We start from the raw sequence: 17442 nt of genomic DNA, 5'->3' as shown, positions 1-17442 counted from the left end.
GAAAGATGGAAAACATCATATGAGCGTAATTAATGCTGTAGCTAATAAACTTGTATTAAGAATATTTGCAGTAGCCAAAAGAGAGGAACCTTTTGTAAAATTATCTGCTTAAAAGTTTGTTTTTAACTTAGAATGCTCAATGTGACAAATTCACAAATTAACAAATCAACATATTACCCCATCAACTAATCACCACCTATCTATATTTCGGTTTTAAAATGCTGTCTGCTGCTTTATTTTTAAATCGGTTAAAGCGCGGATTGGAAACATTTTGAATATAGCGATTATTGGGATGTTTCTTTTTGTAATTCTGGTGATAATCTTCTGCCTTCCAAAACTTTTGAAAAGGTTCTACCTCTGCCGCAATTGGCTTTTTAAATTCTTTTTGTAAAGCAGCTTTTTTGGCTTCTATAATTTCTTTTTGTTTCGCATTTTGGTAAAAGATAATAGACCGGTACGAAGAGCCAATATCTGGTCCTTGCCCGTTTTGTTGCGTAACGTCTTGCGAATTGAAATAAACGTCTACTAAAGTGGCATAACTTACCTTTTTGGGATCGTAAATAACTTCTAAAGCTTCTGCATGACCGGTATCGCCATAATTATCGTAAGTTGGGTTCTTCCCACTACCACCCGCATAACCGGAAACGGCTTCTTTTACTCCTATTACACTTTCGTAAACAGCTTCTACGCACCAAAAACAACCGCTGGCAAAATAAGCTTTTTCCAAGCCTTCTTGCTTTATTTCTACATTTACCGAATTTGTGTTGATGTTTGCTTGTTTTTGTGCTTTGCCATTGCAACTTATCCCTAATAGGATAAGGCAAGCTATAAATACATATTTCATAAAAAATTATATTCGTTTAAATTTTCCTTCCAAGTTTTTCTTACCAAAAATAGCATAATCTACTACTAATTCTTTGTTTTGGGTAAAACCCTTCCAATCTAATTCTAGCTCCTCATTTTTTGTATATTCAATAATTGCTAGTGGCGTATCTTTATCAAACTTTTCCCAAGGTATGCTCTTAAAGGTTTTTGTCTTTCCGCTTCCGGAAACATAATACATTTTCACTTTACCGTCGTTAGTTTGCGTGTAGGCCACTTGTATTTGCAACTTGGCATTTTTATCTATACAAACGTCTACCGGATGGTCAAAGTTTATTTCCAGACAATTACAATCGCAGGTGGTTTCGTTTTCTTTGCCGTCGTCTAAGCGTTTATATTTACCGGTGTAGGCTGGTTCTGGCGCTAATTTAGACGGATTTTCTTCCTTTACGGAATTTGTATCGGCTGTATTTCTAGTGGCTGTTTCCGTAAAGTCGTTACGCGCCTCTTGTTGACTTGTTTCTGTTTGGTTTTGATTTTTCTTTGTGTCTGTTTGACAAGAAGCAAAGCTTGCAAAAGCTAATAAACACAAAAGAAACCGCATATTTTTCATAATAATAGGTTTAGAAACCGAAAGTTACGGGTAATTTTTTAGCCTTATTGCAAAATATATGTTAATAAAAAAACCGCCTAAAAACTCAATTCTAGACGGTTATGCTTTTTATATGTATTGTAACCCTTACATCTTCTGAAAAAGCTTTTCCATTTTTTCGCGTTCTTCTTGGGCCAATTCCTGGTCTACCAAAATTCTTCCGCTATGTTCATCGGTTATAACTTTTTTTCTTCCGGCAATTTCCATTTGCACTTGCGGCGGTATTGTAAAAAACGAACCGCCAGAAGCTCCACGCTCAATAGGCACTACTGCTAAACCGTTTTTAACGCTGTTGCGAATACGATTATACGCTTTAACCAAACGTTCTTCAATCTTTTCTTTATACTCTTCAGATTTGTCTTGAAGTGCTTTTTCCTCTTTCTCAGTTTCGGCCAAGATTTCGTTAAGTTCGCCTTTTTTATGCTCTAAATGCTCTTGGCGTTCTTGTAAGCGTTCTTTGGTTTGTTCTATTACCGTGTTTTTATGTTCTATTTGCGCAAAAAATTCTTTGATGTGCTTTTCTGCCAATTCAATTTCTAATTCTTGATATTCTACTTCCTTAGAAAGCGCATTAAACTCTCTGTTATTACGTACATTTTTTTGCTGCTCAGAGTATTTTTTCATCAAAACACGAGACTCTTCAATAAGGTTTTTCTTGTCTTTGATTTTTTGGTTTATATTCTCTAAATCAACCTCAAGTTTCTCTATACGTTTGTTTAAGCCAGCTACCTCATCTTCCAGATCTTCTACTTCTAAGGGAAGCTCCCCACGAACATTTCTAATCTCATCTATACGAGCATCGATTAATTGTAAATCGAACAAGGCGCGTAGTTTCTCTTCAACGCTAACTTCTTTTTTCTTTGCCATAATCAACTATATTGAATTGGATTGGTACTTTTTTGTGATAAAACGACTGCAAAATTACGGAATTTTTTTGTAAGATAAGAATGTATTAAATCTTTTGTGTACTGTTCACTTTCATAATGACCAATATCTGCCAATAATAACTTATTTTCTGCCTTATAAAAATCGTGGTATTTTAAATCTGCCGTTACATAAGCATCTGCTTTTACGGCTTTTGCCTGCTCAATAGCAAAGGCACCACTACCGCCCAAAACCGCAACTGTTTTGATTTTTTTTCCGCTAAAATGCGAATGTCTAACGCAATGCGGATTAAATATTTCTTTTAAACGCTCAATAAAGTCTTCTTCCGTAAAGGCTTCTTGCAAATTGCCATACATCCCTATACCAATATGCTGGTTTTTATTTTCTAATTTGTACACCTCATAAGCAACTTCTTCATACGGATGCGCATTTTGCAAAGTGTTTACTACCCTGCTTTGCAAATGTCGCGGAAAAGTGAGGTTTAATTGTACTTCTTCTTCAAAATGGGTTTCTCCTTTTTTTCCTACAGTAGGATTGGCATTTTCATTGGCATTAAAACTGCCTAAACCTTCTATGCTAAAACTACAATTGTCATAATTACCAATACTTCCCGCGCCTGCTGAAAATAAAGCTTCCCGAACTTTTTCTGCATCTTTTTTGGGCACATAAGTGGTTAATTGTAGAATGGTTTGTGCTTGTGGCAATAGTATTTTTTTATTCTGCAAGCCAAGTTGTTCTGCTATTTTTGCGTTTACGCCAACAAAAGAGTTATCTAAAGCGGTATGAATGGCATAAATGGCGATATCGTTTTTTATGGCTTTCATTACTACTCTTTCCACATAGTTTTTACCGGTAAGTTTTTTTAAACCTCCAAAAATAATGGGATGAAAACTCACAATCATATTGCAATTTTCTGCAATGGCTTCTTCTACCGTTTCTTCTAAAGTGTCTAAACTTACCAAAATTCCGCTTACTTCTTGCGTGGCATCTCCCACCAATAAACCTACATTATCAAAATCTTCGGCATAATTTAAAGGTGCCAATTCTTCTAAAACCTGAATTACTTTGTTTATTTGCATAAAAATAATTTTACTGTGGTAAATATAAAAATTATACCTTCGTTGTAATGCAATATCTTAGAAAATTACTGTTTCCATTTTCGCTTGTTTATGGCTTTATTACCGGCTTGCGCAATAAATTATACGATTGGAATATCAAAAAATCTGTTAGTTATGACTTTCCGGTTATTTGCGTAGGAAACCTAAGTACCGGCGGCACGGGCAAATCTCCTATGGTAGAATATCTTATTGGTTTGTTTGGCAAGCAAAACCAAGTAGCGGTTTTGAGTCGCGGTTATAAACGTAGCACTAAGGGATTTTTCCTTTTACAGGGAACAGAAAGCGCCCAAGAAGTTGGAGACGAGCCTTTACAGTTTAAAACCAACTATCCCGAAGCACAAGTGGCCGTACACGAAAACAGACAATTGGGTATTGCTGCTTTACGGAAATTAAACCCGCAACCAAAAATTATTTTGCTGGACGATGCTTACCAGCACCGAAAAGTAAAAGCAGGTTTTAATATTTTGCTTACCACCTATCAAAATTTATACGCTAAAGATATGCTTTTGCCTGCAGGAAATTTACGCGAACCTAAAAGCGGGGCTAAACGTGCAGATTTTTTAGTGGTAACCAAATGTCCGCTTTCGCTATCTAAAGAGCAACAAGAAAAAATCAAAAAGAAACTTCGGCTACTGCCAGAACAGGAATTATTTTTTACCGGTATTGCTTATAATAACTTGATTACAAATGGCATACAAGAAATTCCGTTAAGTTTATTTGCAAACCATTTTACGTTGGTAACCGGCATTGCCAATCCAAAACCTTTGGTAAATTTTTTAAAAGAGCAAGACTTGGTTTTTGAGCATCTTAACTATCCGGATCATCATAACTTTACGGAAAAAGAGATTGCACAACTTCAAAAATGCGGCATAATTTTAACCACTGAAAAAGATTATATGCGTCTTAAAAAAGACATTCCACAAGAAAATTTATTTTACCTGCCTATACAAACCAAATTTTTAGACAAGGAAGAAGCTTTTAGAAGTAAACTTAATAAGCTTGTACACTAACGTTTAAGACTTTAAACAGTTTCTCAAAAAACAATTCTGTTTTATACGGTTTAGGAATAAAATCTGTAAACCCGTGTTTTAAAAACTGATCTACTTCTTCGTTTAGGCTAACCGCAGTTAATGCAATTATGGGGGTAGAACTATCATTTTTTCGTATAATTTTGGTAGCTTCTATACCATCCATAACCGGCATATGCACATCCATCAAAATTAGATCGTAGGTAGTTTTTTTGGTTTTTTCTACAGCTATTTCGCCATTTTCTGCAATTTCGCAAACTATGTTTTTTCGCTCTAGAATTTTACGAGTAATTTTTTGATTTAGAGCATTATCTTCTACAATAAGTATTTTTTTACCACTAAATACTGCTAATTGCTGGGCTTCTGAAGTTTTTTTAAGATCTATATTATTCCGAATCTTTTTAATAGAGTTGGTAGATTTATGGAACGCTATACTAAAATGAAACAACGAACCCACGCCTTCTTCACTTTTTAGATGAATTTTACTTCCTAAAAACAGCAATAGGTTTTTTACTATTGGTAATCCTAAACCGGTACCACCATATCTAATGTTGATGGCAGGATCGCCTTGATCAAAAGACTGGAATATTTTATCTTGCATATTTTTTGGCACTCCAATACCATTGTCTTCTACCTCAAATTTTATTTTTGCCGTATCGTTGGTTTCCTCTTCTAAAATAACCCTTATCCAGACCGTACCATTTTCAGAAAATTTTATAGCATTACTAACCAGGTTAATTAGCACTTGCGAAACCTTAAGCATATCGCCGTTTAATTTGTCTGGTATATTATCGTCTATGTCTAATTTTAAAGAGACATTCTTATCGTCTGCCGGTCTTTTAAGCGTATTGAAAAAGTTTTTCATATGCGCTTTTAAGCTAAAGTCAGAATTTACTTTTTTAACTTTTTTAGCCTCCAACTTATTCAAATCTAAAATGTTATTGATAAGTGAAAGCAAATGTTCTCCAGAGTATTTTAACGAGCTAAGATGTTCGCGCTGTTGTTTTGTAGGGTTTTCGTTAATCAATAAATAAGTAAGACCGGTAATGGCATAAATTGGTGTACGCAATTCGTGGGTAACCGTAGATAAAAATTGTTCTTTAGATTTTTTGGCAGCTTCTGCTTTTTCTTTAGCCGTTAACAACTCGGTATTTTTTTCCTGTAAAAGCTTGTTGGCTTTGGCTCTAATATTATTGTTTTTATAGAAAGAAAGGGTTAACAACGACAAGATGCTAATGAGTAAAACACTTAAAATAACTGCTAATTGATTAAACTTTAAAGATCTTTCTTGTTTAGAATTGGTTAACGATAGCTCCGAAATAGTGTCTGCCGCCGCAGTAGTACTTAGTGCATCGCTGCTTAGTTCTGCTAGCATTTGGCTAGTGGCGTAGACCAAAGAATCCCTATAAATATTACTCTCGTCTGCATATTTTAAGGCTAAATCTTGGTTGCCTATTTTGGTGTACATTATACTTAACTCATCAAAAATTTCTGGTTTTAAGTATAAGGATTGGTTGCCGGAAGCTACCTTTAAACTCTTTTGAGCAAAGCTTATGGCTTGATCTACTTTATCTAAGCGGTAATAAAGTTTGGCTTTATAAAGGTATAATTCTGACAGTAGATCTTTATCTTCTTTGGCTAGTTTTTGTTCTGGGACTCCTCGCAGGTAAACCGATGACTCCGCATAATTTCCATTCTTCATTAAAATTATACCACGATAAAAATCTGAAAGATGGTTTACTATTTCCGGTTTATCTTTTATGGTTTCTAAAGTGTCTAACCATTTTTCTGCACGTTCTAACTTACCGGTTTGAAAATCTACTCGAGCGTGCAATAAATAAGCAAAAGATAATTGTTTAGGGTGCGAGCCTATTTTTTTAAATTGAATGATACTTTCTTCCAAATTATGATGCGCTCTATTGTAATTACGTATCTTAATATATAATTTGGCAAAACTATAATTAACTATTGCTTCAACTACCGGTAAATCGTATTTTTTAGAGAGCTCTGCGGCTAAATTCAAACGATTTATCGCCTCTATAAACTCATAAGATTGTGTTTTTAAAGCAGCTTCATCTAATATTTTCTTTAGCTGTATTTCATCATGGGAAAGTTCGCCTGAAAATAAATTTTGAGCATTTGCCCCAAATAGACTTAGGGTGAGTAGAATGAAAATTATAAATCTTTTCTTCATTTTTCGTTATTTGCAACCTAACAAAAAGGCGGTCGCAAATATATTTTTTCTTGTCGTGGTATAAAAGCGATAATTTGCTAAAAAAATACAAAAATCTGCCAAACTTATTAAAAAAATAAGAATAATCGCACTAAAAAATGTATAAATACCAATAAGTAAGTAAATTTTAAAAGCGGGAATATATTTTATTATTGCTTAAATTCCAAATAAAAACAGAAATAAAATTTGCTATAATCGAAAATAATTGCTTTTTATAGAGCTGCGATTTTACAAATAAGATCTATCAATCTACTACTGTAGCCACGTTCGTTATCATACCAGCCAATTAATTTTACCAAGTGCTCATCTATTACCGAAGTCATTTCGGCATCAAAAACACAAGAATGAGTATTGCCTACAATATCTATAGAAACAATAGGATCTTCTGAGTAGCTTATAATTCCTTTAAAATTAGTTTGGGCAGCCTTCTCGAAAAGACTATTTATGGCTTCTATAGAGACTTTCTTTTTTACATTTAAAGTCATATCTGTAAGAGAGCCATTTGGCACCGGCACGCGAATACCACAACCGCCAATAACATTACTTAAATCTGGAAATATTTTGGTAAGGGCTTTTGCCGCGCCAGTAGTGGTGGGAATTATAGATAGTGCAGCGGCTCTCGCCCGGCGTAAATCGCGATGTGGTTTATCGTGTAAACTTTGATCAGAAGTATACGAATGTACGGTGGTAATATAAGCTTGCTCTACCTCAAATGCATCATGAACCAATTTAAGCATAGGCGCCGCATTATTGGTAGTACAAGAAGCATTCGAAATAATTTTGTCTCCTTTTTCCAGTAGATGGTCATTTACGCCCAGAACAATAGTTTTAATAGTATCTGTAGCGGGCGGAACCGATAAAATAACTTTTTTAGCGCCGCCCTTTAAGTGCTGCTCTAATTGTTCTTTTTCTTTGTATTTGCCCGTGGCTTCTATAACCACGTCTACATTAAAATTCTGCCATGAAATATTCTCTATGCTGGTTTGTTTGGTTAACGGATATGCTTTTTCTTCGACCAAAATTTCACCTTCCGTAAACCCTACTTTTTTATCTAATTGGCCGTGTACACTATCGTATTTTAAAAGATGACTCAAGGTTTTAGCGTCTGCCGAATCGTTAATGCAAACTACTTCTATTTCTGTATTATCCAGCAATAACCTAAACAAACTTCTTCCTATACGACCAAAACCATTAATTGCTATTCTTATTGGCTGTTTCATCACTTTAATTTAAATGTTTTTGGGCTTTGTAAGAAGAACGTACCAAAGCACCGCTTTCTACATGCCTAAAGCCCATTTCTAGTCCAATTTCTTCGTATTTCTTAAATTGATCTGGAGTGATAAATTGTTGTACTGGCAAATGTTTTTTACTTGGCTGAAGGTATTGTCCAATTGTAATAATATCTACCGAAGCTTTTCTCAAATCTTTTAAAGTCTGCACCACTTCTTCTTCTTTTTCTCCCAAACCAAGCATTATACCAGATTTTGTACGCTTTATTCCTTGTTGCTTTAAATAAGCTAAAACCGCCAGACTACGCTCGTATTTAGCTTGTATTCTAACTGCTCTGGTAAGCCGTTTTACAGTTTCCATATTATGCGACACTACTTCTGGCGCTACTTCTATAATTCTGTCTATATTGGCTTCTACCCCTTGAAAATCGGGAATTAGCGTTTCTAAAGTTGTATCCGGATTCATTCTTCGAATAGCTTTTACTGTTTCTGCCCAAATAATAGAGCCCATATCTTTTAAATCGTCTCTATCTACACTGGTAACTACCGCGTGTTTTATATCCATTAATTTTATAGACCGCGCCACTTTTTCAGGTTCTGCCCAATCTATAGTTTCCGGTCGGCCGGTTTTTACACCGCAAAAACCACAAGAACGCGTGCAAACATTGCCTAAAATCATAAAGGTTGCAGTACCTTCACTCCAACATTCTCCCATATTAGGGCAACTTCCCGAAGTACAAATGGTATGTAAATCGTATTTATCTACGAGTTTTCTAAGGTTGGTATATTTTTTTCCGGTTGGTAACTTAACGCGTAACCATTTTGGCTTTTTTGTAATTTTTGTTTTGGGGCTTGCAAGTGTTTCTGTAGACATACTTTTGTAGGTTTGGGTTTTCAAAGATATAAAAATTCCGGCTGCTTTAAACACTGCTTTTAAAAAGCAATTACCTACGATTTACGTTTCGTTTTTAATAATTTCTGCCAAAAGTTTTTTGGCGCGCATCAATTTTACTTTTACATTACTAATAGGTTCATCTATGTGTTGTGCAATGGTTTTATAAGATAATTCTTCAAAAAACCTAAGCTGTATAACTTCTTGGTAATGCGGTTTTAATTGTGTCACAAAAGAAAGCAACTTATTGGTATCTTGGTCTTCTATTAATTGATCTTCTGCCGTTGGAGTTTCGTCTACAATATTCTTTGCTGTAAATTGGTCTACTTTAGTAACCGGCAGCTCTTTTACGCGGCTTAAATCTATTTGTATATTTTTGGAAATAGTAATCAACCAAGTAAGGAATTTATAATCTGGATTGTAAGTGTCTATTTTATCGAAAGCTTTGGCAAAAGTCTGAATGCTTATCTCTTCTGCAGCAAACTCATTTTCGGTTTGCTTTAACTGAAAATTATACACTTGCGACCAATAGGCATCTAGTATTTTTTTAAATGCCAATTGGTTGCCTTTTTTTGCCTGTTCTATATGCTGGTTCAAACCGGTAGGTTTTATTCCCAATGTTTTGGTTTTTGAAAAAGATTTACAATAAAGATAGTAAATTGAAGGCAAACTAAGCTTAATTCGTAAGCCGGCATTGCCCATCGTAGGTCTTTTTCGTCTAGAGTAACTGCCGTTTTAAAATATACTGCGTACGCCATAAACATCCGTAAAGCGAAAAAACCCAGAAAAATCTGCCAATTATAACCGGTAAGAATTCCTGCAACAAACAACAACCAAAATAATAATTGCGTAACATAAAAAATACTCAAAGCCCTTTTATGTTTGGTTTTGTAATGTTTGGCCGTACTTACGTGTCTTCTTTTTTGACGTAACCACGCTTTAAAATTCTTCTTAGGAATGCTGCGCGTAAATGCTTCTTTGTTTACACAAATAGCAGTGTTTTTTGAAGACGCCGCTGCGTTTACAAAAAGATCGTCGTCTCCCGAGCGAATATGAATGTGATTTACAAAACCTTTGTTTTGATAATAAACCGAAGAAGTGTAAGCCAGATTACGACCAACGCCCATATAGGGATTAGCATTTTTGGCATACCCGAAATATTGCAAAGCCGTAAGCAAGGTCTCAAAGCGTATTAATTTATTTAAAAAACCTTGTTTTTTTTGATAGCCGCCATAACCTAATATAATGCTATTTTGGTTACTGAAATTCTTTGCCATTTCTTGTATCCACTTATTGCTGGTAGGTTTGCAATCTGCATCGGTAAAAAGAAGGTATTCGTTTTTAGCACGTTTAATGCCAAGCGTTAAAGCATATTTTTTATTGGCCCAAAAGCGTTCGTTGTTTTGAACGTTTACAATTTTTACACGTTGGTCTTTTTCCTGAAACTGCTCCATAACTTGCAAAGTTTTATCTGTAGAGCAATCGTTAATCAGTATCAACTCAAAATCTTGATATTCTTGTTGTAACAGAAAAGGTATGTGCGTGCGCAAGTTATCTGCTTCGTTTTTAGCGCAAACAATTACAGAAACCGGCAAAGCTTCTTCTTGAAATGTAGGGGTTTGAGCTTCGTTTTTAGCGAAGCTGAACCGTGCATAATAAAAGAAATAAAGCGTGTTTGTTAACGCTACCGCTATAAAGCTAAAGAGAAGAACTTGTAGCATTAACAAATTTTAATTTAAGCTTTATCGGTAGATTTACAGTCTATTTCGTCTGGCAGCTTTCCACAATAACTACAAGCTTCTCCGTCTTTATTTAAATGTGGATTCTGACTGGCACAAGTTCCTGCAAATTTACCGCCTTTTTTTGCCCAGATTTTTATAGCAATGCCTCCAAAAGCAAATGCTAATAGTACGATGGTTAAAATAAATAATTTCATAATGCAAAAATACAACTTATCTTTTGCAAGCAAAAAAGAAAACTTACATTAATATTTTATTTACATTATTTAACGCAAATTTAGGCCTAACCTAGGTTTAACAGTAAACTAAAAATCTATCTTAGCCAATTACAAACCAAAAAAAACAATTATGAAAATCAAAAATGTTTTAATGCTCATAGCAGTGGCTTCTCTTAGTTTTTTTTCGTGTAAAAACGAAAATAAAGATAAAGATGCGATGCAAAAGGACACAGAAACCACTATGGATAAGGCAAATAATAAAGAAAACGCCGATAAGGTAATGGATTCTGACAATATGAACGACAAATCTACTGAATCTTCAGAAGAGATGAACTTGGCCGACATCACCAAAGGGGAAGCAAGCCTTTCTACTTTAAACGATGCAGTAAAAAGCGCCGGAATGGTTGCTAAGTTAAAAAGCGAAGGGCCGTTTACTATTTTAGCTCCAAACAACGAAGCTTTTAAGCAACTACCAGACGAAACGTTAGATAATTTAATGCAACCAGATAATAAAGAGCAGTTAGAAGGTGTTTTGAGTTACCATATTGTTCCCGGAAATGTAGACTCTAACAAATTAAAAAAATTGATTGAAAATAACGACGGTACTTACGAATTAGTTACCGCTAACGACGGAAAGTTGGAAGCCAGCATGAACGATGCCGGAGAAATTATTTTAACCGATGGCCGTGGTAAAAAAGCTAAGGTGGTAGAAGCAGACAAAAAAGGACAAAATGGAGTAATTCACTCTATAGACACTGTTTTAATGCGTAGTTAAGAAAACCATTTTAAGTTGAGTTAAGTTGAAAAGCCGCTGAGATGCGGCTTTTTTTATGCTATAATATTTACTTCCGGCTCCAATTCAATTTCAAAACGCTTGTAAACTTGCGTTTGTATATTCCGCGAAAGCGATAAAATATCTTTTCCGCTGGCATTGCCATAATTTACCAATACCAAAGCTTGCTTTTTGTGCACACCGGCGTCTCCCTCTCTATAACCCTTTAGGCCGCATTGATCTATTAACCAACCGGCAGGTATTTTATAACTATTTTCGGTAATTTTATAAAATGGAATAGCAGGATTTTTAGAAGAAAGTAAATCAAAGGCAGCTTTATCTACAATTGGATTTTTAAAAAAGCTACCACTATTACCTATCTCCTTAGGATTTGGTAATTTTTGCTCCCGAATGCTTACCACTGCTTTAGCCACGTCTTGGATACTAGGATTTTGAATATTCTGGACTTCCAATTCGTTTTGAATAGCGCCGTATCCGGTATGTAATTTATGGTTGTTTTTGGTTAACGCAAACTTTACGGAAGTGATAATATATTGCCCTTTTAAATGATTTTTAAAAACAGAATTTCTATACCCAAACTGGCAATCTTTTTTATAAAAAGTTTCTTTTTTTAAGGTTTGAATATGCAAAGCTTCACAAGAAACAAATACATCTTTTAGCTCTACCCCATACGCCCCAATATTTTGAATAGGCGCCGTACCAACGTTTCCCGGAATAAGCGAAAGATTTTCTATGCCGCCAAAACCTTGCGAAAGACACCAGTTTACAAATTCGTGCCAGTTTTCTCCCGCGGCAGCGGCTACGTGAACCTCATTATTGCTTGTTTTAGTTACTTCTTTTCCTTTTAAGTTTAAAAAAAGTACAGTAGAGTCCAAATCTTTGGTCAACAGAATATTACTTCCGCCTCCTAGCAAAAAAATTTCAGAAGCATAGACTTGTTGCAAAACTTCTTTTAAGTCTGCTTCTGTATTTACTTCTACAAACTGTTTGGCTTTCACCGGAAAGCCAAACGTGTTGTAGTTTTCTAAAGAATAATCACGCAAAATTTTCATTACTGCGCTTGATAAGCCTTTAAAGCTTTTTCTAAAATAGTTACCGCCTTCAGTAGGTTTTCTTTTTTGAGTACGTAAGCTATACGCACTTGGTTTGAACCGGTGTTTGGCGTAGAGTAAAAACCTGCGGCCGGAGCAATCATTACGGTTTCTCCGTTATAGTCGTAGCTTTCTAACAACCATTTTGCAAAATCATCTGCATCTTCTATGGGCAATTCTGCTATACAATAAAAAGCTCCTTTTGGAGTACCCACTTTTACACCATCGATATTTTTTAACGCTTCTACCAAGGTGTTTCTTCTTTCGGTATATTCGTTAATTACATTCTCAAAATAAGAATCTGGAGTATCTAGAGCCGCTTCGCTGGCAATTTGTGCAAAAGTTGGCGGGCTCAATCTTGCTTGGGCAAATTTTAGAGCAGTTTCCATAAAGGCTTTGTTTTTAGAAACAACACAACCTATTCTAGCGCCACACATACTGTAGCGTTTAGAAACAGAGTCTATCATAATAGCGTGTTGCTCTAGCCCTTTTTGGCACATTACAGAGTGGTGTTTTGCACCGTCGTAAGCAAACTCTCTGTAAACTTCGTCGGCAATAATAAACAAGTCATACTTCAAGGCGAGCTCTGCCAATTGCTGCATTTCTTCTTGAGTATACAGATAACCTGTAGGATTACCAGGATTACAAAGAATAATTGCTCGCGTTTTATCTGTAATTAACTTTTCAAACTCAGAAATTGCAGGTAAGGCAAAATCATCTTCAATACTGGCTTTTACCGGCACCACATTTACATTTGCAGAGGTGGCAAAACCATTATAATTTGCATAAAATGGTTCTGGAATAATTACTTCGTCACCAGGATCTGTAACCGTTCCCATAGCAAATAATAGTGCTTCAGACCCACCTGTAGTTACTATTATATCTTCCGGTTCTACCGGAATATTATTTTTTTGGTAATATTTTGAGAGTTTGTTTCTGTAACTTTCAAAACCAGCCGAATGACTGTAAGAAACAATTTCTAATGTATTATTTTTAACCGCTTCTAAAGCAACTTTTGGTGTTTTTATATCGGGTTGACCTATATTAAGATGGTAAATTTCTTTTCCTTCTCGTTGCGCTTGCTCTGCATACGGAACTAATTTACGAATTGGCGATTGTGGCATAGCCAAACCTTTTTGAGATATAGCGGGCATAGACTTAACTTTTAAAATTAATTTTCACAGTATCGTTTCAATTTTTCAAAGAAACGACAAGTTATTTATAAATAAAAATAAAAAGCCGCTGCAAGTAGCAACGGCTTTTTAAAAAAAATAAATTTCTTTTATTTTTCTAAAATACTCTTGGTATCTTTTTTTTGCACATAACCTTTAATCTTTAAAGGATAAGGAGATTTTTCTGCATTAGAATAAACGGTAACCGTTTTTCTAATAGGTCCTTGGCGAGAAGTATCGTATTTTACTTCTATCTCGCCGCTGGCTCCTGGAGCTATAGCATCTTTTGGTTTTTTAGGGACGGTACATCCGCAAGTAGATTTTACTTCCTTAATAATTAATGGTTCGTCTCCTGTATTAGTAAATTTAAAAACCCGTACACCATCAGATTTATACGCTACTTCGCCATAATCTATGGTTTCTTGTTCAAAATCCATTTTAGCTTGGGCATTTAAATTATAACCAGCTATAAATAAGAATGTGAAAATCGCAATAATTCGTTTCATAATTAAAATATTTGGGTACTAAGATATAAATAAATTCTATTTAATTAAAAAAAGTAGATTCCTAATATAACTACTTTTAAAATAAGCTTTATATAAGTACTTTTGTCACTTCAATTCAAATACCAGACCAAATTATGGCAATTGCTGCAAAATATAATCCAAAAGACATAGAAAACAAGTGGTACAACTATTGGATGGAGAATAAATATTTCCACTCTACTCCCAATAATAAAAAACCCTATACAATTGTAATTCCGCCACCAAATGTTACCGGAGTTTTACATATGGGGCATATGTTAAACAATACCATTCAAGATGTTTTGATTAGAAGAGCGCGTCTGCAAGGTTATAATGCATGTTGGGTTCCGGGAACAGATCACGCCTCTATAGCTACGGAAGCTAAGGTAGTTGCCAAACTTAAAGAGGAAGGTATTGATAAAAATAGCATCTCCCGAGAAGATTTTTTAAAACATGCGTGGGAATGGACCGATAATTACGGCGGACAAATTTTAGAGCAATTAAAAAAACTAGGAGCTTCTTGCGATTGGGACCGTACTAAATTTACTTTAGACGATGATATGTACGCATCTGTTATAAAGAGTTTTGTAGACCTATATAAAAAAGGACACATTTATCGTGGCTACCGAATGGTAAACTGGGACCCGGAAGCTAAAACAACCTTATCTGACGAAGAGGTTATTTACCAAGAACAACAAGGTAAATTATATTATATTAACTACGCCATAGAAGATTCTGATGAGCAAGTAACCATCGCCACCACCCGACCCGAAACTATTTTTGGCGATACGGCAATTTGCATAAACCCAAATGATCAACGATTTACACATCTGAAAGGAAAACGAGCTATTGTACCAGTCGTTAACCGAAGCATTCCCATAATAGAAGACGAATATGTAGATATAGAATTTGGTACGGGATGTTTAAAAATTACACCTGCCCACGATGAAAACGACAAGGTTCTAGGCGAAAAACACAAGCTAGAAATCATAGATATTTTTAATGAAGATGCTAGTCTAAACGCAAATGGTTTGCATTATGAAAATGAAGACAGGTTTGTCGCCAGAAAGAAATTTGTTAAGGAATTAGAAGAAAAAGGTTTTTTAATTAAAACCGAAAATCATCTCAATAAAGTAGGAACTTCAGAACGCACCAAAGCCGTTATAGAACCACGCCTTTCTGAACAGTGGTTTTTAAAAATGAAAGATTTGGTAAAACCGGCAATAGATTCGGTTTTAGAAAATAACGAAATAAAACTTTTTCCAGACAAATTTAAAAACACCTATAGCCATTGGCTTAAAAATATACGCGATTGGAATATCTCAAGACAGCTCTGGTGGGGGCAACGCATTCCTGCATATTATTATACCAAAGATAAAGGCAAATTTGTAGTAGCAGAAACCCAAGAAGAAGCTTTGAAACTAGCACAAGAAAAATCGGGTAATTCTAAGCTTACGCTGAAAGATTTGCACCAAGAAGAAGATGTGTTAGATACTTGGTTTTCTTCCTGGCTTTGGCCTATGAGTGTCTTTGACGGAATTAGAAATCCGCAAAACGAAGAATTTCAATACTATTATCCAACTAACGATTTGGTTACCGGCCCCGATATTTTATTCTTTTGGGTGGCGAGAATGATTATTGCCGGCTATGAATATACGGGAAAAAGACCTTTTGAAAATGTTTATCTGACCGGTTTGGTACGCGATAAACAACGTAGAAAAATGTCTAAATCCTTAGGCAATTCTCCAAATGCATTACAATTAATAGAAGATTTTGGCGCAGATGGCGTTCGGGTAGGACTGTTATTGAGCAACGCTGCCGGTAACGACTTACTTTTTGATGAATCACTTTGCCAGCAAGGAAAAAATTTCGGTAATAAAGTTTGGAATGCCTTTAGACTAATAGAAGGTTGGGAAATCGATGAAAAAAGCAGCCAACCAGAATCTTCTAAAATAGCATTAAATTGGTATAAAAATGTTTTCCAAAAAACCTTACGCGAGATAGAAGATCATTTCAAGAAGTATCGAATTTCAGACGCGTTAATGGCTACTTACAAGTTAATTTGGGACGATTACTGCTCTTGGCTTTTAGAAATGATCAAACCGGCATACGGGCAACCCATAGATGCAAAAACCTATAAAGAAGTAATTTATCTTTTAGAGCAAAACCTGACTATCTTGCATCCTTTTATGCCATTTCTTACCGAAGAAATTTGGCAAAACATTAGTCCTAGAAAAACCCAAGAAGCGCTAATTATACAAAATTGGCCGGAAATGCAAGATTACAACAAACAACTCATTACCGATTTTGAAGTGGTAAAAGAAGTAATTTCGGGCATAAGAACCATTCGAAAAAATAAAAACATTTCCTTTAAAGAAAGTATCGATTTAAAAATCATCAATAACGAAAATTTAAAGAAAGATTACGATGTGGTTGTTAGTAAACTTGGTAATATAGAGAACATAGCATATATAGCACAACAAGAACAAAACGCGCTTTCGTATAGGGTAAAATCTAATGAATATTTTATCCCTATGGCTGGCAATATAGATATCAAAGCTGAAACAGAAAAATTAGAGGAAGAATTAAACTACCATAAAGGATTTTTAAAAGCAGTCGAGAAAAAACTAGCAAACAAACGTTTTGTAGATAACGCTCCCGAAAAGGTTGTGGCTATAGAAAAACAAAAACAAGAAGACGCCCAAAATAAAATTGCCGCTATTCAAAAAAGTCTGCAAAACTTAAATTAAAATTTAATAACACAGAGTAAGGAAAGCCTTCTACATTTTTTTAATGTTTAGAAGGCTTTTTATTTTACAGCATAATTATTAAGGCGTTCCCCTCCCCAATGAAAAATTGGGGAGGGGTCAGGCTATGCGCTTTTACGCTTCAACAAGCCCAAAAAGGCTTGTTTGCAGGGTAACCGCTACTATCCTTAACGCAATTTTCAGCTTTAAGCTATATGCTTTAGGCATTATGTTAATTCTTTTTGGGTTTTATAGCGTACAGCTTACCGCTTATAGTAGTCTATAATTCTTGATAACGG

General features: G+C 35.1%; 16 protein-coding genes. 3 read left to right on the top strand and 13 right to left on the bottom strand.

What is annotated here, in order from left to right; genetic code table 11:
- Positions 1 to 196: 196 nt before the first annotated feature.
- The 4 genes from msrA to FKR84_RS12975 form a co-directional block, all read right to left on the bottom strand.
- A complete protein-coding gene (msrA, locus tag FKR84_RS12990; protein ID WP_141422749.1) occupies positions 197 to 844 on the bottom strand; it encodes a peptide-methionine (S)-S-oxide reductase MsrA in 648 nt (215 codons plus the stop codon).
- Between the two features lie 6 nt (positions 845 to 850).
- A complete protein-coding gene (locus FKR84_RS12985) occupies positions 851 to 1435 on the bottom strand; it encodes a hypothetical protein (protein ID WP_141422748.1) in 585 nt (194 codons plus the stop codon).
- A 126-nt stretch (positions 1436 to 1561) separates the two neighbouring features.
- On the bottom strand, positions 1562 to 2341 hold the full coding sequence (locus FKR84_RS12980) for a zinc ribbon domain-containing protein (protein WP_141422747.1): 780 nt from the start codon (positions 2339 to 2341) through the stop codon (positions 1562 to 1564).
- Between the two features lie 2 nt (positions 2342 to 2343).
- Positions 2344 to 3438 carry a Nif3-like dinuclear metal center hexameric protein gene (locus FKR84_RS12975; RefSeq protein WP_141422746.1) on the bottom strand — a complete coding sequence of 365 codons (1095 nt, stop codon included), beginning with the start codon at positions 3436 to 3438 and terminating at the stop codon, positions 2344 to 2346.
- Between the two features lie 47 nt (positions 3439 to 3485).
- On the opposite strand from FKR84_RS12975, the gene lpxK reads away from it, so the two are divergent.
- Entirely contained in the window at positions 3486 to 4487 is a 1002-nt protein-coding gene (lpxK, locus tag FKR84_RS12970) for a tetraacyldisaccharide 4'-kinase (RefSeq protein WP_141422745.1), read from the top strand.
- Here lpxK and FKR84_RS12965 read toward each other — a convergent pair.
- From FKR84_RS12965 to FKR84_RS12940, 6 genes are all read right to left on the bottom strand, one after another.
- Positions 4468 to 6699 (bottom strand): response regulator, encoded by a 2232-nt coding sequence (locus FKR84_RS12965; RefSeq protein WP_233357775.1) that lies wholly within the window; start codon positions 6697 to 6699, stop codon positions 4468 to 4470. The two genes, lpxK and FKR84_RS12965, sit on opposite strands and share 20 nt — an antisense overlap.
- A gap of 251 nt (positions 6700 to 6950) precedes the next feature.
- The gene (gene gap / locus FKR84_RS12960; RefSeq protein WP_141422744.1) at positions 6951 to 7958 is read right to left on the bottom strand and encodes a type I glyceraldehyde-3-phosphate dehydrogenase; all 1008 of its coding nucleotides are present in this window, start codon (positions 7956 to 7958) and stop codon (positions 6951 to 6953) included.
- A 4-nt stretch (positions 7959 to 7962) separates the two neighbouring features.
- On the bottom strand, positions 7963 to 8841 hold the full coding sequence (lipA, locus tag FKR84_RS12955) for a lipoyl synthase (protein ID WP_141422743.1): 879 nt from the start codon (positions 8839 to 8841) through the stop codon (positions 7963 to 7965).
- Positions 8842 to 8922: 81 nt separating this feature from the next.
- Complete coding sequence (locus tag FKR84_RS12950; RefSeq protein WP_233357774.1) at positions 8923 to 9477, bottom strand: RNA polymerase sigma factor; 555 nt, start codon at positions 9475 to 9477, stop codon at positions 8923 to 8925.
- On the bottom strand, positions 9468 to 10580 hold the full coding sequence (locus FKR84_RS12945; RefSeq protein WP_141422741.1) for a glycosyltransferase: 1113 nt from the start codon (positions 10578 to 10580) through the stop codon (positions 9468 to 9470). The genes FKR84_RS12950 and FKR84_RS12945 overlap by 10 nt, the downstream gene beginning before the upstream one ends.
- A gap of 14 nt (positions 10581 to 10594) precedes the next feature.
- Positions 10595 to 10795, bottom strand: coding sequence for a membrane or secreted protein (locus FKR84_RS12940; RefSeq protein WP_141422740.1), 201 nt, complete (start codon positions 10793 to 10795; stop codon positions 10595 to 10597).
- Positions 10796 to 10946: 151 nt separating this feature from the next.
- Between FKR84_RS12940 and FKR84_RS12935 the strand changes: the two genes are divergently transcribed.
- The gene (locus FKR84_RS12935) at positions 10947 to 11591 is read left to right on the top strand and encodes a fasciclin domain-containing protein (RefSeq protein ID WP_141422739.1); all 645 of its coding nucleotides are present in this window, start codon (positions 10947 to 10949) and stop codon (positions 11589 to 11591) included.
- 53 nt (positions 11592 to 11644) lie between these two features.
- On the opposite strand, the gene murB is transcribed toward FKR84_RS12935, so the two are convergent.
- The 3 genes from murB to FKR84_RS12920 all read right to left on the bottom strand — a co-directional run bounded on the left by murB (position 11645) and on the right by FKR84_RS12920 (position 14378).
- Positions 11645 to 12661, bottom strand: a complete 1017-nt coding sequence (gene murB, locus FKR84_RS12930; protein ID WP_141422738.1) for a UDP-N-acetylmuramate dehydrogenase — start codon at positions 12659 to 12661, stop codon at positions 11645 to 11647.
- Positions 12661 to 13854, bottom strand: coding sequence for a pyridoxal phosphate-dependent aminotransferase (locus tag FKR84_RS12925; protein ID WP_141422737.1), 1194 nt, complete (start codon positions 13852 to 13854; stop codon positions 12661 to 12663). Before FKR84_RS12925 ends, murB begins: the two co-directional genes overlap by 1 nt.
- A 128-nt stretch (positions 13855 to 13982) precedes the next feature.
- Complete coding sequence (locus FKR84_RS12920; RefSeq protein ID WP_141422736.1) at positions 13983 to 14378, bottom strand: DUF1573 domain-containing protein; 396 nt, start codon at positions 14376 to 14378, stop codon at positions 13983 to 13985.
- A 134-nt stretch (positions 14379 to 14512) separates the two neighbouring features.
- On the opposite strand from FKR84_RS12920, the gene FKR84_RS12915 reads away from it, so the two are divergent.
- On the top strand, positions 14513 to 17146 hold the full coding sequence (locus FKR84_RS12915) for a valine--tRNA ligase (protein ID WP_141422735.1): 2634 nt from the start codon (positions 14513 to 14515) through the stop codon (positions 17144 to 17146).
- The last annotated feature ends 296 nt before the right edge of the window (positions 17147 to 17442 follow it).

Origin of the sequence: Haloflavibacter putidus (assembly GCF_006546625.1) — a bacterium.
Lineage (GTDB): Bacteria > Bacteroidota > Bacteroidia > Flavobacteriales > Flavobacteriaceae > Mesonia > Mesonia putida.
The sequence above is the reverse complement of the archived record's forward strand: the minus strand, read 5'-3'. Positions and strand labels throughout refer to the sequence as shown.